The organism is Marinobacter sp. tcs-11 (assembly GCF_002049515.1).
In the GTDB taxonomy this organism is placed as follows: domain Bacteria; phylum Pseudomonadota; class Gammaproteobacteria; order Pseudomonadales; family Oleiphilaceae; genus Marinobacter; species Marinobacter nauticus.
Genome location: NZ_LLYU01000013.1, coordinates 21,547 through 43,658 on the forward strand (window position 1 = coordinate 21,547; position 22,112 = coordinate 43,658).

Genomic DNA, 22,112 nt, shown 5'->3' on the forward strand with positions numbered 1-22,112 from the left:
ATGCAAGTAACATTCGGGGAGCTGAAGGCTTTCCTTGAAGATCACTTTCCCCAGGGTACCGCCTACGGCACCCTGGAGGAACTGGGGGATGGCTGGGCCGAGATGAAGCTGGAGGTGAACGACGACCATCTGCGCCCCGGTGGAACCGTGTCTGGCCCGGTTATGATGGGGCTGGCAGACGTGGCCATGTATGCCGCCCTGCTGGGCAAAATCGGCCTGGTGCCACTGGCGGTGACCACCAACTTCAACATCAACTTCATGCGCAAGCCCGCCGCCCACGCTGCGGTGTGGGCCCGCGCTACCTTGCTTAAAGTAGGGCGCACGATGGCGGTGGGTGAGGTGTCGATCTATTCCACTGGCATGGAGGAGCCGGTGGCCCATGCCACTATGACGTACTCTATTCCTCCGGAGAAGCATCGGCCCTGAGGCCCCGGCTCAGCTCCGGCGCGAGAGCTTCGGCAATGTACCGATAGCCTTTGATGCCGGGGTGGTAGCCGTCGCTGGCCAACAACCCGGTATCGTCAATAACCGGGTAACGGGTGTAGCGGAAGTTCTGCGGCATCTCGCTGGCCAGTTGCCGGTAGATGTTGTCCAGAAGCCTGGCCCGCCACCCCATCACGTAGCGCAAGGGTGCGGGCAGGGCAGTAAACAGGTGCATGGGCGGCACACTCAGCAGCATCAGGGGTGCCGGATACCGCGCTTGGAGCAACTCTCTCAGGTCCAGCAGTTGCTGGCGGAATCGTTTCCGGGGTGTAAAACCGGTGGTGTCGTTTACCCCCATGCTCAGGATAACTACATCGGCTTCCGGTAAGTCTGTTTGTTCCAGCGCCCGGTTCAGGGCATTCAAACGAATACCGTTAACCCCGAAGGTGTGCCAGGCGATGGTTTGCCCGGTTCCCTTATGAAGCTCCCGTGCCAGCTGGCTGGCCAGGCCCTGATCGTGGGTTTGGGCGCCCACGCCGGCTGCGGTGGATTCGCCAATCACCAGGATGCACCGGGCGGGCTCGCCCTCACCATATTGCCCGAACGGAGATCCGGAGGCCTCCGGCAGCCGTGGCGTGGTTTGACGAGTGCGCATACCCTGATACAGCAACACCGGAAAGAGCACAGCCGTGGTCAGCCAGAATGGAAGATGCATTGCGTAGATCCCGGGTTTAGTGGAGCAGAATGGTTCTGGTATCGGCGATATTAGTCGCAAGGTTCGCAGCGGGGCCCTTAACGTTCAACCGCTCATGGCCTGTCCCACTTTAGAGCCGTTGTGGCGTTTGAGCTGGCCGCAGATCCAGCCGCCGGTCGCCACCAGTTTCTCCAGGTCGACACCGGTTTCTATACCCAGCCCATTTAACAGGTAGAGCACGTCTTCAGTGGCCACATTGCCGGAGGCGCCCTTCGCATAAGGACAACCGCCCAGGCCTGCCACCGAGGCATCGATTACGCTGACGCCTTCTTCCAGTACCGCATACAGATTGGCCAGGGCCTGGCCGTAGGTGTCGTGGAAGTGGGCCGCCAGCTTATTCATAGGAATATGGGCGGCTACGGCCTCCAGCATGCGCCTGGCTTTCAGCGGTGTGCCTACGCCGATGGTGTCGCCCAGGGAAATCTCATGGCAGCCCATGTCGTACAGGGCCTTGGCGACGCTGGCGACCTGCCCTGGCTCAATGTCACCCTCATAGGGGCAACCCATCACCGTCGACACGTAGCCGCGCACCGGAATGCCGTGCTTGCGGGCTGCTTCCACCACGGGAGCGAAGCGGTCCAGGCTTTCGGCGATACTGCAGTTGATGTTCTTTTGGGTAAAGCTTTCGGAGGCGGCGCCGAACACCGCAACTTCGTAGGCTCCGGCCGCCAGGGCATTTTCGAAGCCTTTGAGGTTGGGGGTGAGGGCAGAGTAGCGCACGCCGGCCTTTCGAGTGATGCCGGCCATGACCTCGGCGGCATCACCCATTTGTGGCACCCATTTGGGGGAGACAAAGCTGGCGGCTTCGATGTGGGTAAGGCCGCAGTCGGCCAGCCGGTCGATCAGCCCGGTTTTGATGCTGGTAGCAATCACCGGGCCGGGTTCGTTCTGCAGGCCGTCCCGGGGGCTCATTTCCACCAGTCGGACACGTTTCGGGAAGGCCATTACTCAGTCTCCTCAATCTCGATGGCGATCAACTCCGCCCCTTCGGATACCTGGTCGCCCTGGGCAAAGAACACCTCGCTGACGGTGCCATCGGCCGGGGCTTTGATGGCGTGCTCCATCTTCATGGCTTCCATGATTACGAGAGTCTGGCCGGCGGTGACCTTATCGCCAGCCTGCACCTGCACCGCCACAATGGCACCGTTCATGGGGGCAGAGAGGCTGCCGTCGCCGGCCAGGTCTTCGGTTTCCCAGCGTTCACGGTAGAGCTTGCAGGTGATGCTGTTGCCTTCGTGGAACAACACCAGTTCGTCGTTGTGCAGGTTGCCGTACACGCACAGGCGGTGGCCATTGATGACCGCTTGCAGGTAATCGTCCTGCAGGCTGGCCTGCAGGGTATAGCGGTTGTCGCCGAGGGTTATCTGATAGCCGTGATCCTGCTCAAGAACCCTTAGTTCAACCACCTCCTCGCCCACCTGCAGGGCCAGGGGTTCGGCGTAGTCGGAATTCAAGCGCCAGCTGTTCTGCCGGCCGAAGGGCGACCAGGGGTCTGTGCTGACCACTTCACGGGACTTGCGGTGTTCCAGGAGAAAGCCGGCAGCCAACACAAGAACCTTGCCGGTATCCGGGCCGGAAGCGGGAAACAGCAGCTCGCGGTGGTCATCAATGAAACCGGTGGTCAGCTCGGCCTGGCGAAAGGGTTCGGCATCGGCCAGGGCGTGCAGGAAGCGGATGTTGGTTTTTACCCCGGCAATGCGGTACTGCTCCAGGGCCTGCACCATGCGGTTGATGGCCTGTTCCCGGGTTTCGTCCCACACGATGAGCTTGGCGATCATCGGGTCGTAGTGGATGCTGATCTCGTCCCCTTCGGTAACGCCGGTATCCACCCGCACGTGGGCGGATTCTTCCGGGGTGCGCAGGTAACGCAGGGTGCCGGTGGCAGGCAGGAAGTCCTGGTCCGGATCTTCGGCGTAGATGCGCGCTTCCAGGGCGTGGCCGCGGGTTTTCACCTGTTCCTGGGCCAGCGGCAGGGGCTCACCCCAGGCCACTTTCAGCTGCCATTCCACCAGGTCTTGCCCGGTGACCATTTCGGTAACCGGGTGTTCCACCTGCAGGCGGGTGTTCATTTCCATGAAGAAGAACGAGCCGTCTACGTCGTACAGGAACTCGACGGTGCCGGCGCCCACGTAGTTAATGGCTTGCGCGGCTTTCACGGCGGCCTCGCCCATGGCTTTACGGGTGGCCTCGCTCAGCCCCGGTGCGGGCGCTTCTTCCAGTACTTTCTGGTGGCGACGCTGCACCGAGCAATCCCGCTCGGCCAGGTAGATGCCGCTGCCCTGATGGTCGCAGAACACCTGGATTTCCACATGCCGTGGCTGGGTCAGGTAGCGTTCGATCAGCATGTCCGGGTTGCCGAAAGCGTTCCTCGCTTCCCGCTGGGCGGCGGCCAGGGCGTCATCAAAGTCGGCCATTGTTTCCACCACCCGCATGCCTTTACCACCACCACCGGCAACGGCTTTCAGCAGCAGCGGGAAGCCGCATTTCTCAGCCTCGGCCCGCAGCAGCTCCGGCGACTGGTCTTTGCCGTGGTAGCCCGGCACCAGAGGCACACCGGCTTTTTCCATAATCGCCTTGGCGGCGGACTTGGAGCCCATGGCGGCGATGGCCGAAGAGGGCGGGCCGATGAATACGATGCCGTTGGCTTCGCAGGCTTCGGCAAAGCCGGTGTTTTCAGACAGGAAGCCGTAGCCGGGGTGAATGGCCTGGGCGCCACTCTGCCTGGCAATGTCGATAATGGTGTCGGCTTTCAGGTAGCTGTCAGCGCTGGCGGCCGGGCCGATGTTGAAGGCCTCGTCTGCCATGGCGACATGACGAGCGTTGGCGTCAGCGTCTGAGTAGACTGCCACGCAGCGGATACCCATGCGGTGGGCGGTCTGGATAATCCGGCAGGCGATTTCGCCGCGGTTGGCGATCAGGATTTTGTTGAACATTATGTGTTATCTCCCGGAACCCAGCTGGCCTTGCGTTTGTTCAGGAAAGCGCTGAGCCCTTCCTGGCCTTCCTCACCCGCACGGATGTCGGCGATGCGTTGGGCGGTGTCTTCGATGACATCGGCGCTGATGGGCTTGTGGCTGACAGCAAACACCAGGTCCTTGGCGGCACTCATGGCTTGCGGGCCATTGCCGGCCAGTTGTAGCAGCAGCTCGTTGCAGCGGGCGTGCATGGAAGCTTCGTCGTCACAGACGATGTGCACCAGCCCGTATTCGCAAGCCTGTTTTGCGCTGAAGACTTCGGCGGAGATGAAATAGCGCCGGGCCTGACGCTCGCCGATTGCCCGCACCACGTAGGGGCTGATAACGGCGGGAACCAGGCCGAGTTTCACTTCACTCAGGCAGAAGCTGGCGTTTGCGGTGGCCAGTACGATGTCGCAGCAGGCTGCCAGGCCGACTGCGCCACCGTAGGCTGCGCCCTGAACCAGGCCGATCACCGGCTTGGACAGGTGGTTGAGGGTGCTCATCAGCCTGGCCAGTTCCCGGGAGTCGTTCAGGTTCTCGGCGTGGTCGTTGTCTGCCATGCGGCGCATCCAGCCAAGGTCGGCACCGGCGGAGAAGTGTTTGCCTTCGGAGCGCAGGAGGACAACGCGGGTTTGGTCGTCTCGTTCCGTGACTTCCAGCGCCTTGATCAGTTGCTGGATGATCGCGTCGTCGAAGGCGTTGCGCTTGTCTGGCCGGTTCAGCACGATTTCGGAAACACCACCTTCCAGGTAGTTGAGCAGAACGGCAGAGGTCTGTTTAGTCATGGCGTTCTCTCCGGTTACATGCGGAACACGCCAAAGCGCGTCGGCTTGGCGGGTCGGTTCAGGGTGGCAGACAGGCTGAGGGCAACCACTTCCCGGGTCTGGGCCGGGTCGATCACGCCGTCGTCCCACAGGCGGGCGCTGGCGTAGTAGGGGTGGCCCTGTTGTTCGTATTTATTCGCAATGGGTTTCTTGAATTCGGCTTCTTCTTCGGCACTCCAGTCCTGGCCTTTGCGTTCCATGCCTTCACGTTTGACTGTGGCGAGTACGTTGGCGGCCTGTTCGCCGCCCATCACCGAGATGCGGGCATTCGGCCACATCCACAGGAAGTCCGGGCTGTAGGCCCGGCCGCACATGCCGTAGTTGCCGGCACCGTAGCTGCCGCCAATCAGCACGGTGATCTTGGGCACGTTGGCGCAGGCCACGGCCATGACCATCTTGGCGCCGTGCTTGGCGATGCCTTCGGCTTCGTATTTCTGGCCCACCATAAAGCCGGTGATGTTCTGCAGGAACAGCAGCGGGATGTTGCGCTGGCAGCACAGTTCAATAAAGTGCGCGCCTTTCTGGGCGGATTCGCTGAACAGGATGCCGTTGTTGGCGATGATGCCCACGGGGTAGCCGTGGATATGGGCGAAGCCGGTCACCAGGGTGGAGCCGTAGTAGCGCTTGAATTCGTCAAATTCGGAGCCGTCGACGATACGGGCAATCACGTCGCGTACGTCGAACTGTTTGCGCAAATCGGTGCCCACGATGCCGTAGATTTCGTCCGGGTTATACAGCGGTGCCCTGGGTTCGCGGATTTCCACGGGTACGGGTTTGCGGCGGTTGAGGTTGGCGATGCAGCGCCGGGTGATCTCGAGGGCGTGGGCGTCGTTTTCGGCATAGTGATCGGCCACGCCGGAGGTTTTGCAATGGACATCGGCTCCGCCCAGGTCTTCGGCGCTGACCACTTCGCCGGTGGCGGCTTTGACCAGTGGCGGGCCGGCCAGGAAGATGGTGCCCTGGTTGCGCACGATGATGGATTCGTCGGCCATGGCGGGTACGTAGGCGCCGCCGGCGGTGCACAGGCCCATAACGACGGCGATCTGGGGGATACCATCGGCAGACATTCGGGCCTGGTTGTAGAAAATGCGCCCGAAGTGGTCCCGGTCGGGGAAGACTTCATCCTGTCGTGGCAGGTTGGCGCCGCCGGAGTCGACCAGGTAGATGCAGGGCAGGCGGTTGGTTTCGGCGATTTCCTGGGCCCGCAGGTGTTTTTTGACGGTGAGCGGGTAGTAGCTTCCGCCTTTTACGGTGGCGTCGTTGGCGATGATCATGCATTCGGTACCGCTGACCCGGCCGATGCCGGCGACCACGCCGGCGGCGTGGACGTCTTCGTCGTAGACGTTGTAGGCGGCGAACTGGCCGATTTCGAGGAAGGGGGAGCCTTCGTCGATGAGGGTGTTGATGCGCTCGCGGGGCAGGAGTTTGCCTCGGTCGGTGTGGCGCTTCTGGTAGTCGGGGCCGCCGCCCTGGTGGATCTTTTCGACTTTTTCCCGGAGGTCGGCGACGGCTTGTTGCATGGCCTGGTGGTTGGCCTGGAATTCGTCGGACCTTGGGTTGATTTTGCTTTGGAGTATCGTCATGTTCCGTGGTCCCTCGGGTTGGGGGCACGGGCCTGGAGGGGTGTCGTTCCGAAAACCGCTACGAGCACATCCATGTGCGCTTCTCTCCGGCCATCCATGGCCTCCGAAATTTTCGGAACGACACCCCTCCAGTCCCTAGTCGTACAATTGGAGCTGGATTCTGTGCGTCGTTACTTGTTCAGGAACAGCTCGCGACCGATCAGCATCCGTCGGATTTCAGACGTTCCAGCGCCGATTTCGTAGAGTTTCGCGTCCCGCAGCAGGCGGCCGGTCGGGTATTCGTTGATGTAGCCGTTGCCGCCCAGCAGCTGGATGGCGTCCAGGGCCAGTTTGGTGGCCATTTCGGCGGAGTAGAGGATGGCGCCGGCGGCGTCTTTGCGGGTGGTTTCGCCGCGGTCGGCGGACTGGGCCACCATGTAGACGTAGGATTTCGCGGTGTTCATCCAGGTGTACATGTCGGCGACTTTGCCCTGTACCAGTTCGAATTCACCGATGGCCTGGCCGAATTGTTTACGCTCGCGGATGTAGGGGATGACCACGTCCATGGCGGCTTGCATGAGGCCGAGGGGGCCGCCGGATAGGACGATGCGTTCGTAGTCGAGGCCGCTCATCAGTACTTTGGCGCCGTTGCCTACGCCACCGAGGACGTTTTCTTTGGGAACCTTGCAGTCTTCAAACACCAGTTCGCAGGTGTTGGAGCCGCGCATGCCGAGTTTGTCGAGTTTCTGGTGGCGGCTGAAGCCGGGGTAGTCGCGTTCTACGATGAAGGCGGTGACGCCTTTGGAGCCGCCTTGCGGGTCGGTTTTGGCGTAGATTACGTAGGTGTTGGCGTCTGGCCCGTTGGTGATCCACATTTTGTTGCCGTTGAGGACGTAGTGGTCGCCTTCATCCCGGGCGTGGAGTTTCATGGAGATGACGTCGGAGCCGGCGTTGGGTTCAGACATGGCCAGGGCGCCGATGTGCTCGCCAGTGATGAGTTTGGGAAGGTATTTCTGTTTCTGCTCTTCGGTACCATTGCGGTTGATCTGGTTCACGCACAGGTTGGAGTGGGCGCCGTAAGATAAGCCAACGCTGGCGGAGGCGCGGCTGATTTCTTCCATGGCGATGACGTGTGCCAGGTAGCCCATGTCGGAGCCGCCGTATTCTTCACTCACGGTGATACCCAGCAGGCCCATGTCGCCCAGTTTGCGCCACAGGTCCATGGGGAATTCGTTGGTGCGGTCGATTTCCTCGGCCCGGGGAGCGATTTCATCGGCGGCGAAGCGGTTGACCTGTTCACGCAGGCTGTCGAGGGTTTCGCCCAGGCCGAAGTTGAGTTCGCTGTATTGGGATTTCATGGTGTGCTGCCTTTTTTGTTCTTGCTAGTGCGTGTCGTTAAGCGGCCCGCTGCCGGTTGTTGCCTTAGTCGGTGGCCAGGCTTTGTTGTTCTTTCTTTTTCTGAAGTTCTTCCAGGGCTTCGCGGCATCGGGTTTCTGCGGTGTCTATTTCCATCTCCGCCTGCGCGATGTCGTCTTTCTGTTGTTCAAGGTGCGCGCGCCGGTCGCCCAGGATTTCGAGCATTTTCAACAGCTGCTTTTCGTTGCCGGTGAGGGTTTCATCCCAAAGGTCGAACAGCTCCTTGGTCTGGGCCAGGGAAAAACCCATGCGCTTGCCGCGCAGGATCAGCTTCAGGCGTACCCGGTCTTTGTTGCTGAAGATGCGGGTCTGCCCGCGCCGGGTGGGGTTCAGAAGCCCCTGGTCTTCGTAGAAGCGGATGCTTCGTGTGGTTACGTCGAACTCCTGGGAAAGCTCGCTGATGCTGAAAGTTCGTTTTTCGCTCATGACGGATTTCCTTTTTTCACCAAGGTTAGTTAAAGTTTACGTAAACGTAAAGTGTTTTTGTGGTCCGAATGGATACCCGCGGATCAGACTTCGATCATTGTTAATAAGGAGTACCCGATGGAATTCCAGAATGTGCCGGCAATTGTAACAGGCGGTGCCTCCGGTCTGGGTGAGGGCGCTGCCCGTGCTCTGGCGGCGGCTGGCTGCAAGGTTGCGATTCTTGATGTGAACAAGGAACAGGGCGAGAAGGTTGCGGCTGAGCTCGGCGGCATCTTCCTGCATTGCGATGTGACCTCGGCTGACAGTGCTGAGGCTGCTGTCACTGCTGCGCGAGAGGCTCATGGCCCCTGCGGTGTCGCCGTGAACTGCGCGGGTATTGCGCCAGCGGCGAAGATTCTGGGCCGGGAAGGCGTCATGCCACTGGAGAGTTTTAGTAAGGTGGTCCAGGTCAACCTGATTGGTACCTTCAATATTCTGCGGCTGGCGGCAGCCGACATGGCGCAACGGGAACCCAACGATGACGGCGAGCGCGGTGTCATCATCAATACCGCTTCGGTTGCTGCCTACGAAGGCCAGATTGGCCAGGCGGCTTACAGCGCATCCAAAGGTGGTGTGGTTTCCCTGACCCTGCAGGCGGCCCGTGAGCTGGCCCGTGAAGGGATTCGGGTGAATACCATTGCTCCTGGCCTGTTTATGACACCAATGCTGGCGGGTATGCCCGAGGAAGTGCAGGACAGCCTTGCAGCCACGTTGCCTTTCCCGAAACGCCTCGGTAAACCTGAAGAGTTCGGGATGATGGTGGACCAGATGGTGCGCAACCCGATTCTGAATGGCGAAGTCATCCGGCTTGATTGTGCCCTGCGGATGGCGCCAAAGTGACATTGAAACAACCTGCCAAAAGCGGGTTTCTGTAATGGCGTTCGCCAAAAGCGAACCGGGAACCACAGGTGAGTGATATGACTAACCCTGTCGATCAGGAAGAACTGGCTCTTTTCCGGGAGTCTGTGATCAAGGCTCTGGAAACCGAAGTGGCCCCGCATTACGAAGCTTGGGAAAAAAGCGGCATTGTGCCACGGGAGCTTTGGAACACTCTGGGCGATGCAGGCATGCTGTGCGTCGATGTGCCGGAAGACTGTGGCGGCTGCGGTGCACCCTTCCAGTACTCGGTCGTGGTGGGTGAGGAGCTTGCCCGGCTGGGATTCGGTGCGCTTTCCACCAACGTGATGGTGCATTCCGACATTGTCGCGCCCTATCTCAGCCATATCGGCAATGAACAGCAGAAACAGCAGTGGCTGCCGAAGATGGTATCAGGTGAGGCGGTGGGCGCCATTGCCATGACCGAGCCGGGCGCCGGCAGCGACTTGCAGGCCATGCGCACCAGCGCTGTGAAAGACGGTGACGACTACATCCTAAACGGCTCCAAGACTTTCATCACCAACGGCCAACACGCCGATATGGTCATTGTCGCCGCCAAAACCGACCCCAAAGCCGGAGCCAAGGGGATCAGCCTGTTCCTGGTGGATACGTCGCTGCCAGGATTCAGCAAAGGCCGGAACCTGGACAAGATTGGCCAGCACTCTGGCGATACCTCCGAGCTGTTTTTCTCCGACATGCGCGTACCTGCCTCGGCGTTGCTGGGCGAGGAAGGACAGGGTTTCGTTTACCTGATGCGCGAACTGCCCCGTGAGCGACTGGTGATCGGAGCGCTGGGGGTGGCAGCGGCCCGGGGCTCGCTGGACATGACCATCCAGTATGCCCAGGAGCGTGAGCTGTTTGGCCAGAAGCTCAGCCAGTTGCAGAACACACGCTTCGAAATTGCCCGCATGGAAACGGATTACCGCATCAACAAAGCGTTTGTGGACCAGTGCATCCGGGAATACGAAGAGGGCAAATTGGATGCCCCCACGGCGTCCATGGCCAAGTACAGCGCTACCGAGATGCAGTGTCGTGTTGCTGATGGCTGTTTGCAGCTGTTTGGCGGCTATGGCTACACCACGGAGTACCCGATTTCCAGGAACTTTATTGATGCCCGGGTGCAGCGGATTTATGGCGGCACGTCGGAAGTAATGAAGGAAATCATTGCCCGGTCGGTACTCGGAAGATAGTACCTCCTGAATCCAGCGCTAATTCTTTTTGAAGGCGACTGAAATGTATGGGGTTCGAGCAGGGGGATACCTTTCCGGGACCGTCAAAAGCCATGGATGGCTTTTGTCGAGCGTACAGGGATGTATTCACAGCGTGTCTCGGAAAGGTATCCCCCTGATCGAACCTGACTCCCAACATGGAGACCAGATTCAATGAACAACAATGACATCGTTATAGCAGGCTCCGCCCGAACCCCCATGGGCGGAATGATGGGCTCCCTGAGCTCGGTACGTTCACCGGACCTGGGCGCCGTCGCCATAAAGGCCGCCATTGAGCGCTCTGGCCTTCAGCCGGCAGACATCCAGGAAGTGATCATGGGCTGCGTATTGCCCGGCGGTCTGGGCCAGGCACCAGCTCGCCAGGCCTCAAGGGCCTCTGGTATCCCGGACAGCTCAGGTTGTACCACCATCAACAAAATGTGCGGCTCCGGCATGCAGGCCGTCATCATGGCTCACGACCAGATCAAAGCTGGCACCAATAACATCATGATCGCCGGCGGCATGGAAAACATGAGCCAGGCACCGTACCTGTTGCCGAAAGCCCGCGCCGGCATGCGCATGGGCCATGGCCAGGTACTCGACAGCATGTTCCTGGACGGTCTGGAGGATGCCTACGAGGGTGGGCTGATGGGCGTCTTCGCGCAGCGCACGGCTGACAAATTCGACATCACCCGCCAGGCCATGGATGAATTCGCCATCGGCTCCCTGCAGAAATCCCTGGCGGCCATCGAAAACGGCTGGTTCCGGGACGAAATCGTATCGGTAACGGTCCCGGGCCGGGGCGGTGACACCGAAGTGGATACCGATGAACAGCCGGGCAACGCCAAACCGGAGAAAATTCCACATCTCAAACCCGCGTTCGCCAGGGACGGTTCTGTCACCGCCGCCAACTCCAGCTCCATCAGTGATGGAGCTTCCGCGCTGGTACTGGCCTCCGCCGCCGAAGCCGATGCCCGGGGCCTGACCCCGCAGGCCCGCATCGTGGCGCATGCGACTCACGCCCGTTTACCGGCTGAATTCACCCTCGCGCCTATCGGTTCCATCGAAAAGGTGCTGAAGAAAGCAGGCTGGAGTGTGGATGATGTGGATCTGTTCGAGATCAACGAAGCCTTTGCCGTGGTCACCCTGGCTGCGATCAATGAGCTGAAGCTTCCTGCGGAGAAGGTCAACGTGCACGGCGGTGCCTGCGCGCTGGGGCATCCGATCGGCTCGTCCGGCTCCCGGATCATCGTCACCCTGATCAATGCGCTGAAACAGCGTGGGCTTAAGCGTGGTGTAGCCTCGCTCTGCATCGGTGGTGGTGAAGCCACGGCTGTGGCTATTGAGCTGATCTGATCGGCTTATATTCCCTGTAGCCTGTCAGCTCTGGGGCGGCTTGCGGGGTGGCCGGGTTAAAGATCCCGTTCCTGGAATTGTCGCGGTTCGATTTTCAGCTTTTTCAGGCGTGAGGACAGGGTGGTCGGTTTGACACCCAGCAGCGCAGCGGCGCCATCGTCGCCGAACACCCGGCCGCCACTGATTTTCAGGGCTCGTCTCAGGTTGTTTGTCTCAAGCTCCCTGAGTTCGTGCTCTGTCATCAGTTCACCGTCGAAATGCCTGGCTGGCGGCATGGGTTCCAGCGTGTGTCTGGCGGCAGAATCCGGACCCTGCAGGTCCAGATCCAGCCGGCCATCGGCTGTGATTACCTGACGTTCAATAACGTTTTCCAGCTCCCGAACATTGCCTGGCCACGGGTAAGCTTTGAGCGTTTCCACGTCCCGCTCCCGGAGTGCCAGCGGTGGCCGGTTGAATTTCTGGCACGCCCGGTTCAGAAACTCCTGGGCGAGAATGGGAATGTCCTCGATACGTCGGCGCAACGGCACCGACTCAATAGGGAACACATTCAGGCGAAAGTACAGATCCTCCCGGAAGTTTTTGTCCCGGACCTCGGTTTTCAGGTCGCGGTTGGTGGCGGCAATGACACGAACGTCCACGGCTCGGGTGTGGTTTTCCCCCACGCGTTCGAACTGTTGATCCTGCAAGACCCGCAGCAGCTTGCCCTGGAGCTCCAGTGGGATCTCGCCCACTTCATCCAGAAAAAGGGTACCCCCATCGGCGAGCTCGAAGCGACCAACCCGGTCACTGACGGCTCCGGTAAAGGCACCCTTTACATGGCCAAAGAACTCACTCTCAAACAGATCCTTGGGAATCGCTGCGCAGTTTACCCGGATCAGGGGGCGATCCCTCCGGCTGCTTGACTGATGAATGGCCCGGGCAATGAGTTCCTTGCCGGTACCGGATTCCCCGGTGATCAACACGTTGGCATCGGTTGGGGCGACCATTCCGATTCTGCGCACGATGGCTTTGATAGCATCGCTCTGGCCTAAAATTTCGTGAAAGTGGTATTCCGCACTGAGTTCTTCCTGAAGGTAGGCGTTTTCCATTTCCAGGCGGTGTTTCAGGGTTTCCACTTCCTCCAGTGCTTTTTGCAATTCCTTCTGAGTCTCAAGCCGGGCAGAGATATCGCGAAACACCACCACGGCACCAACCGGGTGGCCATTGTCTATAATGGGCGTACTGGTGTATTCCACCGGAAAGCCGGTGCCATCCTTGCGCCAGAACCAGTCCTCGCCAACCCGTTTTACACTGGCGTCCCGAAACGCGGCATAGATAGGGCATTCTTTCAGGGGGAAGATGCTGCCGTCTTCGTGGGAGTGGTGCACCACCCGGTGAATCACCCTTCCCATCAGTTCGTCAATGCGCCAGCCCAGCATGCGTTCCGCTGCCGGGTTGGCAAAGGTCGTCCGTCCCTCGGCATCCACCCCGTAAATGCCTTCGCCCACCGCGTGCAGGATCAACTGGTTTTCCCGCTCCATGTCCTTGAACAGTTCTTCTACCCGCCGCCATTCCAGCAGGCCACCCCGGTGGTAGTGGTTGGCGTCGTGTCGTTCCCGCAAGGTGCGCAGCTGGCGCCGGTCCCGAAGCAGTAGCAGGAGGCTCTGGGATTCGGCTTCACCCACCCGTGAGGAAGAAATCTCCAGCTCCACGTTGCGCCCATCCCGATGCTGCAGGATGAAATCCCGGCTCCAGCCATGACTGCGAAACAGGGTTTCCTCGGTAAAGGCGATGAGCTGAGGCCGCTGGTCGGTGAACAGGTGGGTACAGGGAGTACCAATCAGAGACTGTCTGTCGGTTCCGACCAGCCGCCCCATGGCGCTGTTGGCAGCGATGATGAGATCGCGCCCGGCATCCACCAGCAGCGCCGCCTCCGGCAGGTGGTCAATCCAGCTGGTGGTACTGGTGGATGTTATCGCGGCTTTGATTGTCATCGGGTTGTCCTTTCTCTGGCCTGACAGAGACAGAACAAACCTTGTGCCAACTCTGAAATTTCGTAGTGGAGGCTACGAAATATCGTTAATTACGAAAGTTCGTAATTGGCAGGAAGCACCGAAGAAAAATAAAAGCAATATAAAACAAGGTGTTAAATATTTTTTTGGGGTTGGCACAAACCCTGCGATATCTCCTCCAGAACGTGTTGTCGGCCCGGGAGCAGATTCTCTCCGGGAGCCGAGCCACCACTTTACTGCACCGCAAGAGTGCATAAACGACCCGTACTTCAGGAGAGTGCCCCATGACGACAAAGAGCCTTGGTAATCCGTTTGATGGAGACAAATCGCTGATCCACGCCAAAACCTGTGGCTGCCCGGACTGTAAGCCCGGCCAGGACGCCCCGGCAATTTCGCTGGACCTAAAATCTTCCGTCAGCAGGCAGGATGCATCGGAGGCGCCACTGAATTCAGAAGAGATGATGGACCGAGCCATCGAGAGCGCCGTTGTCCGCTCCGTATTCGGCCACAACGACCACAGCCGCCGCAGCTTCATGAAAATGATGGGTGCGGGCACCGCCGCCGCGCTGCTGGGCAGCGTGTTCCCCATGGACAAGGCCAAGGCTGCGGTTAAGGAATCCCTCGGCAAGCTTGAGAAGACCAAACTGAACGTCGGCTTTGTACCCATTACCTGTGCCACGCCGATCATTATGGCTCACCCCATGGGCTTCTATGAGCGCTACGGCCTGGACGTGACCGTGACCAAGACTGCGGGCTGGGCCGTGGCCCGGGACAAGTCCCTGGCCGGTGAATACGACGCGTCCCATATGCTCACCCCAATGCCCCTGGCCATGACCATGGGTGCCGGTTCCACACCGGAGCCGTTCATCATGCCGGCCGTGGAGAACATCAACGGCCAGGCCATCGTGCTGCACGTGGACCACAAGGACAAACGCGATCCCAAGCAGTGGAAGGGCTTCAAGTTCGGCGTGCCGTTCGAATACTCCATGCACAACTTCCTGCTGCGTTACTACCTGGCCGAGAACGGTATCGACCCGGACAAGGACGTGCAGATCCGAGTGGTTCCGCCACCCGAGATGGTGGCCAACCTGCGTGCCGGTAACCTCGATGGCTACCTGTCACCGGACCCGTTCAACCAGCGTGCCGTGTGGGAGAAGGTGGGCTTCATTCACATGCTTACCAAGGATATCTGGGAAGGTCACCCCTGCTGCGCCTTCGCCTGCAGCCAGCAGTTTGCGACTCAGAATCCGAATACCTATGGAGCCCTGCTGCGCGCCATCATTGATGCCACCCAATACTCCAACAACCCTGAAAACCGAAAGGAAATTTCCGAAGCCATCGCGCCCAAGAACTACCTGAACCAGCCGGTCCCGGTAATACAGCAGGTGCTGACCGGGTACTACGCGGACGGCCTGGGCGAGGTGAAGAATGTGCCGGATCGCATCGATTTCGATCCGTTCCCCTGGCATTCCATGGGTGTGTGGATCCTCACCCAGATGAAGCGCTGGGGCTACATCGAGGGCGACGTGGATTACAAGGGCATCGCCGAGCAGGTCTACCTGGCTGGAGAAACCGGCAAGCTCATGGAGGAGATGGGCTACAGCGCGCCGGACAAGACCTACAAGACCCACATCATCATGGGCAAGACTTTTGATCCGGACAGCGCGGAAGAGTATGCCCGCAGCTTTGCGATCGGGAGGGTGTAACCATGGCTTCCCTGAACATACGGGCGGCGTTGCTGTCGGTGTCGTTCCTGATTGTGGCCCTGGGGCTGTGGGAAATGGCAACCCAGCCGCCGGAAGCCCAGACCGGAATGAGCGAATACGAAATGCTCATGGGTGGCGCTGACCAGGAATCCCGCGTACCGCCCCCATCAGCGGTGATCAAGCTGGCCTGGGCCGAGCTGTCGAATCCGTTCTACGACGCCGGCGCCAACGACAAGGGTATCGGCATCCAGCTGGCCTATTCGGTGTACCGGGTACTTACCGGCTACCTGGCGGCCATGGCCATCGCCTTGCCGCTGGGGTTCCTGATCGGTATGTCTCCGCTGATGTACAAGGCCCTGAACCCCTACATCCAGGTTTTGCGGCCGATTTCGCCGCTGGCCTGGATGCCCCTGGCCCTGTTCATCATCCAGGACTCGGACGCCTCGGCCATCTTCGTGATCTTCATCTGCTCGATCTGGCCGATGCTGCTTAACACCGCCTTTGGTGTGGCCAATGTCCGGCAGGATTGGGTGAATGTGGCCCGAACCCACGAACTGGGGCCGATCAAAACCGCGTTAACCGTGATTCTGCCGGCGGCCGCGCCCACCATCCTGACCGGCATGCGCATCTCCATCGGTATTGCCTGGCTGGTCATCGTGGCGGCGGAAATGCTCGTGGGCGGCACCGGCATTGGCTACTACGTGTGGAACGAGTGGAACAACCTGGATCTGGCCAGTGTGATCTTCTCCATCCTGATGATCGGGGTGGTGGGAATGCTGCTGGACCTGGCCCTGGGCAAGGCCCAGAAACTGGTGGAGTACAAAGAATGAGCGGCCCGGCACCGGCCGCCGATGCCGGCCTCAACCCTCCGAACGGAGACCTGTTATGAGTAAACCATTCCTGGAAGTAGATGGTCTGTCCAAAGTCTATCCGGATGGCCAGGGCGGTGAGCTGACCGTCTTCGAGGATATCCGCTTTGCCCTGGAAAAAGGCGAGTTCGTCTGCATCATCGGCCACTCCGGCTGCGGCAAATCCACCATCCTGAACGTGCTGGCTGGCCTGGACGAAGCCAGCGCCGGCAACGTGGTGATGAACGGCAAGGAAGTAAAGGGCCCGGGCCTGGAGCGCGGCGTGGTGTTTCAGAACTACAGCCTGCTGCCCTGGAAAACCGCCCTGAACAACATCGTATTTGCGGTGAAAGCCCGTTGGCCCGGCTGGTCCAAGGAAAAGGTGAGGGAGCATAGCGAGCGCTACCTGAAAATGGTGGGCCTGGAGCACGCCATGAACCGCAAGCCCTCGCAGCTCTCAGGTGGCATGCGCCAACGGGTGAGCATCGCCCGGGCCTTCGCTACCCAGCCGGAACTCCTGCTGCTGGATGAACCCTTCGGCGCGCTGGATGCCCTTACGCGAGGAGTGATTCAGGATGAACTGGTGAAGATCTGGGAAGAAACCCGCCAGACCGTGTTCATGATCACCCACGATGTCGATGAAGCCATTCTCCTGTCCGACCGCATCTTTCTGATGTCCAACGGCCCCAATGCTCGCATCGCCGAGAGTGTGAAAGTGGACATCCCGCATCCGCGGGCGCGGGCCACCATTTTCCAGAACCCGGCTTACCACAAGACCCGGGACTACCTGGTTGACTTCCTGGTCAACCGAAGCGGCTCGGCCCTGCCGGAACAAGACGGCAGCCCGAAAGTTGTCGAGCCTGCCAAAGGTATCGCTCAGCCGGAACCGGCGGCGGCCGAACCTGAAACCAAATCCGAAACTGCCGCTCGTGCGGTGAATGCCTGACGTAAAAAATGAAGAGAGGAACCAACCATGATGAACAAAGAACTGATGACCGCAAAAATCCTTGAAGCCAAAGTTGCCAAGGGCATGACCTGGGAAGCGATTGCCGAGGCAGTGGGGCTGTCGCCGGTGTTCACCACCTCTGCGGCTCTCGGGATGAATAGCCTCACCGAGGACAAGGCTTTCGCCCTCTGCGAAACCCTCGGCCTCGACAAGCCGGTAGCCGAAGCCCTGCAGGTCTGCCCCAAAAAAGCGTGGGATGGCGCTGTTCCCCAAGACCCGCTGATCTATCGCCTGTATGAAGTGGTAGGCGTGTATGGCGATACCATGAAAGCGCTGATTCACGAGAAGTTCGGGGATGGCATCATGAGTGCCATTGACTTCACCATGGACATTGAGAAGGAAGAGAATCCGAAGGGCGACCGGGTGGTGGTTACCATGAATGGGAAGTTCCTGCCTTATAAGGCCTGGTAGTCGTCGGACTTTGAGTTTGCCTCGTTCCTAGCCTTCTGGCTGCGGGGCGGGCTTGCGGGGTGGCCGGTGGATTTTTCTTGGAAAAAGAACTCGCTTCGCTCAGACACCTTTTTCCGGCGAAAAACCCACCAACCACCCCGCGCCGACGGGCACTACGGGTAACGCAGTGATGTCTTTCAAAAAGGCTATATCTGTTCTGCACGTCGGTAGGGGGGTATGGGGTATTTTTCTGACAGGAAAAAGGTGTCTGAGCGAAGCGAGTTCTTTTTCCCGAAGAAAAATACCCCATACCCGCCGTACCTGCCCCATAACAACAAGGCTGCGAGCCCAACCCTAACTACGGCAAGTCGGTAACGGCCCCCGTAGATGCGGAACTCACCACACGGGCATACTTGGCCAGCACGCCCCGGGTAAATCGGGGTTCCGGCGGCGTCCAGGCTTTGCGCCGTTTTTCCATTTCCGCGTCAGAGATTTCCAGCACAATCGAGTTGCTCACGGCATCAATGGTGATGGTGTCGCCGTCTTCCACCATCGCAATTGGCCCGCCCACGGCGGCCTCTGGTGTGATATGGCCAACCACAAAACCATGGCTGCCACCGGAGAAGCGGCCGTCGGTAATCAAGGCTACATCGCTGCCCAGGCCTTTACCCATAATCGCCGAGGTGGGGCTGAGCATTTCCCGCATGCCGGGCCCGCCCTTGGGGCCTTCGTATCGAATCACCAGCACGTCGCCGGCCACCACGGTGCCGTCCAGGATGCGCGCCTGGGCTTCCTCTTCAGAGTGAAACACTCGGGCTCGACCGGAAAAATGCGTGCCTTCCTTACCGGTAATCTTCGCCACCGAGCCTTCCGGAGCCAGGTTGCCGTAGAGAATGCGCAAATGGCTGTCGGCTTTGATCGGGTTGTCGAAGGCATGGATGATCTGCTGGTCTTCGGGGTAGGGCACCACGGTCTCGAGGTTCTCTGCCAGGGTCTTGCCGGTCACCGTGAGGCAGTCCCCATGCAGCAGCCCCCGGTCTAGCAGCATCTTCATTAGCGGTTGAATGCCACCAATGGCCACCAGCTCGGACATCATGTAGTGGCCGGAGGGGCGAAGGTCTGCCAGGACCGGTACCTGTTTGCCGATGCGTACGAAATCGTCCAGTGACAGCTCCACTCCCACGGTACTGGCCATACCCAGAAGGTGAAGCACGGCGTTGGTGGAACCGCCCAGCGCGATCACCACGGTGATGGCGTTCTCGAAGGCTTCCCGGGTCATGATGTCGGAGGGCTTGATATCGGCTTCCAGCAGTTTCAGTACCGCGGCGCCCGCGGCTTCGCAATCCGCCAGTTTGCTGTCGGAAACGGCGTTCTGGGCCGAGCTGCCTGGCAGGCTCATACCCATGGCCTCAATGGCGGAGGCCATGGTGTTGGCGGTGTACATGCCGCCGCAGGAGCCTGGCCCGGGAATCGCGGTTTCCTCGATCTGTTTGACTTCGATCAGCTCCATGTTACCGCGGGCATGGGCGCCCACCGCCTCAAACACGGAGATGATGTCGGTATGGTTCTCGCCGGGCATGATGGTGCCGCCGTAAACGAAGACCGAGGGCCGGTTCAGCCGGGCCAGGCCCATCATGCAGCCGGGCATGTTCTTGTCGCAGCCACCGATGGCGACCAGTCCGTCGAAGCCCTCACAACCGGCCACGGTCTCAATGGAATCGGCAATCACCTCGCGCGACACCAGAGAATATTTCATGCCCTCGGTGCCGTTGGCGATGCCATCAGAGATAGTGATGGTGTTGAAGATCAGGCTCTTGCCCCCGGCTCCGTCGGCACCCTTGGCGGCCTCCCGGGCCAGGCCGTCAATGTGCATGTTGCAGGGGGTGAGATTGCTCCAGGTGGAGGCAATGCCAATCTGGGGTTTGCGGAAATCCTCGTCGGTAAAACCTACCGCCCGGAGCATGGCCCGGCTGGCGGACTTGTTGATACCGTCTACCACCGGTGCCGAGTGTCGGCGTCGTTTATCGGTTGTCATGCGTTATCCCTCTCCGTCGTTTCAAGCTGATCGCGACCGTGCCATGGTATCGGAGACCAGTTCAACTCCGGCAACGGTATGCAGTTTCTCCAGCTGAGATTGAAGCATAGCAACTGGCCGGGAACCCTCCAGTGTGAGGGCAATGTCGAGGGTGTCGCCAGTTGATTCCATGGCCATCCTGGAAATCCGGAAGCCGCGTACCCGCACCACCCGGCACAGCCGCTCCAGAGCTGCCGCTTCCTGGTTCATGCGGCAATTCAGGGTATATCGTTGACTGGCGCTTTCATGATTCGGCTTCATGCTACCTGCTCCTTGCGGCTGTTCGTTTTACGGGGTTCGTCAATCATTTCCTTGTTGCTGGCGCCGGCTTTGACGATGGGCCAGACGTTCTCTTCACGACTGATGGCAACGTGCAGCAGCATCGGGCCGTTGTAAGCCAGAATGGTTTCGATGCCGCGGCGGATCTGGTCGGTCCGCTCAATGTGCAGGGCCGGGATATCGAACGCCCGGGCCATGGCGACAAAGTCCGGATTGTCATCCAGATCGATCTGGCTTTCGCGGTTGTTGTAGAACAGTTCCTGTTGCTGACGAACCATGCCCAGGCACTGGTTGTCCAGAATGATCAGCTTCAACGGCAGGTTGTAGCGCCGTATGGTGGCCAGTTCCTGTGCGTTCATCATGAACGAACCATCACCGGTCACGTTGATGACGGTTCGTGTTCGGTCCGAGAACTGGGCGCCGATGGCCGCCGGAAGCCCGAAGCCCATGGTGCCCAGACCACCACTGGTCAGGTGGTGGCGTGGATGGGCGAACTGGTAGTACTGGGCAACCCACATCTGGTGCTGGCCAACATCGCAGGCGATGATGGTGTTGTCGCCGGTAATGCCGGAAAGCTGACGAATGAATGCGGGGCCGGTAATGGAGGCCAACGGTTCCTCGTTATCTGCGGCGCGAAAGCCTCCGGTGGTATGCCAGGTGCGGCATTGTTTCTGCCAGGCGTCGATGGCCAGTGGCTCAGCCGCAATGGCATCGGTTAATGCCGCCAGGATGGCGTTCAGGTCACCACGCAGAGACAGGTCTGCCGGCCGCAGTTTGTTGATCTCGGCGGCATCGGCATCAACGTGGATCATCCTGGCATTGGGCGCGAACCCGTCCAGCTTGCCGGTGGCACGGTCATCCAGCCGGGCGCCGATCACGACCAGAAGGTCGCACTCGTCAACCGCCTTGTTGGCCGCCCGGGAACCGTGCATGCCGAGCATGCCCAGATCATTCGGGTTGTTTCGGCCGGCGTTGCCTATGCCTTTGAGGGTAACGACGCCCGGCAGCCCCGAGACTTCGGCAAAGGTACGAAAACGGTCTTCGGCTCCGGCCAGAGACACACCACCACCGCTGTAGAGCAGGGGCCGCCTGGCTGATCTCAGCATGGCCAGGGCCGGGCCGATCTCCGGGCAATGCGCTGGCGGTGCCTCGGTGCAGGCCGGGGCTGGAGCCTCAATCTCGGACAACAGAATATCTTTGGGAATATCAATCCACACCGGCCCGGGGCGGCCAGCCTGGGCCAGGTCGATGGCTTCCTCCAGAATGCCCGGCAGGTCTTCGGGGTCATCCACCAGGTAGCTGTGTTTGACGATGCCCAGGGTCATGCCAAGGATGTCGGTTTCCTGAAAGGCGTCGGTACCAATCAATCCGGAGGGGACCTGCCCGGTGATCACCAGCAGGGGGATGGAATCCATGTAGGCATTGGCAACGCCAGTGATCAGGTTGGTGGCGCCGGGGCCGGAGGTGGCAATACAAACTCCCAGTTGGCCACTGGCCCGGGCGTAACCGTCTGCCGCCAGGGCACAGGCCTGTTCGTGGCGGCACAGCACATGCTCCACACCCACGTCATCCACCAGCGCGTCGTACAGGGGCATGATGCAGCCACCCGGATACCCGAAAACCGTGCTGATGTTATGGCGGTGGAACGCTGCAAGAATGTGCTGTGAGCCGTTCATGGTCGTTTTTCCCTTTTTCTTTGCCGCAAAAAAGAAACCCCCGGGACCTTGCGGTGCCGGGGGTTTCTGGTGTCGTTGTCAGGTTGTCGCTATCTCACCCGCTTGTCCACGCAAAAGCCCCCGGACGGTACCACGACCACCAAGACTAGCTTCACAAGGACCATAACTGCGTTGAGATTCATGGAATCGACAATCTGCTCTGAATAGAGTTGAACAATGTGTGTAGAATCTAACCCACGTTTTCAGGCGGATGCAAGGGCTTATTTCCGGAAATTCAACCGGTGCCGGTTTTTCCGCTTTC

19 protein-coding genes are annotated in these 22,112 nt (G+C 59.9%); 8 read left to right on the forward strand and 11 right to left on the reverse strand.

The window, feature by feature from the left end; genetic code table 11:
* Positions 1-426 carry a PaaI family thioesterase gene (locus ARC85_RS13885; protein ID WP_011785599.1) on the forward strand — a complete coding sequence of 142 codons (426 nt, stop codon included), beginning with the start codon at positions 1-3 and terminating at the stop codon, positions 424-426.
* On the opposite strand, the gene ARC85_RS13890 is transcribed toward ARC85_RS13885, so the two are convergent.
* The 7 genes from ARC85_RS13890 to ARC85_RS13920 all read right to left on the reverse strand — a co-directional run bounded on the left by ARC85_RS13890 (position 398) and on the right by ARC85_RS13920 (position 8,362).
* A complete protein-coding gene (locus tag ARC85_RS13890; RefSeq protein WP_011785598.1) occupies positions 398-1,138 on the reverse strand; it encodes an SGNH/GDSL hydrolase family protein in 741 nt (246 codons plus the stop codon). The genes ARC85_RS13885 and ARC85_RS13890 overlap by 29 nt on opposite strands.
* An 84-nt stretch (positions 1,139-1,222) precedes the next feature.
* Entirely contained in the window at positions 1,223-2,122 is a 900-nt protein-coding gene (locus tag ARC85_RS13895) for a hydroxymethylglutaryl-CoA lyase (RefSeq protein WP_011785597.1), read from the reverse strand.
* A complete protein-coding gene (locus ARC85_RS13900) occupies positions 2,122-4,110 on the reverse strand; it encodes an acetyl/propionyl/methylcrotonyl-CoA carboxylase subunit alpha (protein WP_011785596.1) in 1,989 nt (662 codons plus the stop codon). The genes ARC85_RS13895 and ARC85_RS13900 overlap by 1 nt, the downstream gene beginning before the upstream one ends.
* Positions 4,110-4,919 (reverse strand): enoyl-CoA hydratase-related protein, encoded by an 810-nt coding sequence (locus ARC85_RS13905; RefSeq protein ID WP_286715148.1) that lies wholly within the window; start codon positions 4,917-4,919, stop codon positions 4,110-4,112. Before ARC85_RS13905 ends, ARC85_RS13900 begins: the two co-directional genes overlap by 1 nt.
* Positions 4,920-4,933: 14 nt before the next feature.
* Entirely contained in the window at positions 4,934-6,541 is a 1,608-nt protein-coding gene (locus ARC85_RS13910) for a carboxyl transferase domain-containing protein (RefSeq protein WP_011785594.1), read from the reverse strand.
* Positions 6,542-6,711: 170 nt separating this feature from the next.
* On the reverse strand, positions 6,712-7,878 hold the full coding sequence (locus ARC85_RS13915) for an isovaleryl-CoA dehydrogenase (RefSeq protein WP_286715151.1): 1,167 nt from the start codon (positions 7,876-7,878) through the stop codon (positions 6,712-6,714).
* A gap of 64 nt (positions 7,879-7,942) precedes the next feature.
* Positions 7,943-8,362, reverse strand: a complete 420-nt coding sequence (locus ARC85_RS13920; RefSeq protein WP_114433516.1) for a MerR family transcriptional regulator — start codon at positions 8,360-8,362, stop codon at positions 7,943-7,945.
* 117 nt (positions 8,363-8,479) lie between these two features.
* Between ARC85_RS13920 and ARC85_RS13925 the strand changes: the two genes are divergently transcribed.
* From ARC85_RS13925 to ARC85_RS13935, 3 genes are all read left to right on the forward strand, one after another.
* The gene (locus ARC85_RS13925; protein ID WP_011785590.1) at positions 8,480-9,241 is read left to right on the forward strand and encodes a 3-hydroxyacyl-CoA dehydrogenase; all 762 of its coding nucleotides are present in this window, start codon (positions 8,480-8,482) and stop codon (positions 9,239-9,241) included.
* 77 nt (positions 9,242-9,318) lie between these two features.
* Positions 9,319-10,467 (forward strand): acyl-CoA dehydrogenase family protein, encoded by a 1,149-nt coding sequence (locus ARC85_RS13930; protein ID WP_011785589.1) that lies wholly within the window; start codon positions 9,319-9,321, stop codon positions 10,465-10,467.
* A 192-nt stretch (positions 10,468-10,659) separates the two neighbouring features.
* Entirely contained in the window at positions 10,660-11,841 is a 1,182-nt protein-coding gene (locus tag ARC85_RS13935; protein WP_206851246.1) for an acetyl-CoA C-acyltransferase, read from the forward strand.
* Between the two features lie 56 nt (positions 11,842-11,897).
* Here the strand turns inward: ARC85_RS13935 and ARC85_RS13940 are convergent, their stop codons facing one another.
* A complete protein-coding gene (locus ARC85_RS13940; RefSeq protein ID WP_014420934.1) occupies positions 11,898-13,814 on the reverse strand; it encodes a sigma 54-interacting transcriptional regulator in 1,917 nt (638 codons plus the stop codon).
* Positions 13,815-14,116: 302 nt separating this feature from the next.
* Here ARC85_RS13940 and ARC85_RS13945 point away from each other — a divergent pair, with 302 nt between their 5' ends.
* The 4 genes from ARC85_RS13945 to cynS are packed head-to-tail and all read left to right on the forward strand — an operon-like array spanning position 14,117 to position 17,803.
* On the forward strand, positions 14,117-15,538 hold the full coding sequence (locus ARC85_RS13945) for an ABC transporter substrate-binding protein (RefSeq protein WP_286715154.1): 1,422 nt from the start codon (positions 14,117-14,119) through the stop codon (positions 15,536-15,538).
* 2 nt (positions 15,539-15,540) lie between these two features.
* Positions 15,541-16,368, forward strand: coding sequence for a nitrate ABC transporter permease (gene ntrB, locus ARC85_RS13950; RefSeq protein ID WP_014420936.1), 828 nt, complete (start codon positions 15,541-15,543; stop codon positions 16,366-16,368).
* 55 nt (positions 16,369-16,423) lie between these two features.
* Positions 16,424-17,332, forward strand: coding sequence for an ABC transporter ATP-binding protein (locus tag ARC85_RS13955; RefSeq protein ID WP_141067554.1), 909 nt, complete (start codon positions 16,424-16,426; stop codon positions 17,330-17,332).
* 27 nt (positions 17,333-17,359) lie between these two features.
* A complete protein-coding gene (gene cynS, locus ARC85_RS13960) occupies positions 17,360-17,803 on the forward strand; it encodes a cyanase (protein ID WP_014420938.1) in 444 nt (147 codons plus the stop codon).
* 337 nt (positions 17,804-18,140) lie between these two features.
* Here the strand turns inward: cynS and ilvD are convergent, their stop codons facing one another.
* Genes ilvD through ilvG form a run of 3 tightly spaced genes read right to left on the reverse strand, consistent with a single transcriptional unit; the run spans position 18,141 to position 21,811 of the window.
* Positions 18,141-19,817, reverse strand: coding sequence for a dihydroxy-acid dehydratase (gene ilvD / locus ARC85_RS13965; protein ID WP_141067555.1), 1,677 nt, complete (start codon positions 19,815-19,817; stop codon positions 18,141-18,143).
* Between the two features lie 21 nt (positions 19,818-19,838).
* On the reverse strand, positions 19,839-20,117 hold the full coding sequence (locus ARC85_RS13970; RefSeq protein ID WP_011785586.1) for an ACT domain-containing protein: 279 nt from the start codon (positions 20,115-20,117) through the stop codon (positions 19,839-19,841).
* Complete coding sequence (ilvG, locus tag ARC85_RS13975) at positions 20,114-21,811, reverse strand: acetolactate synthase 2 catalytic subunit (protein WP_286715157.1); 1,698 nt, start codon at positions 21,809-21,811, stop codon at positions 20,114-20,116. Before ilvG ends, ARC85_RS13970 begins: the two co-directional genes overlap by 4 nt.
* Positions 21,812-22,112 lie beyond the last annotated feature (301 nt).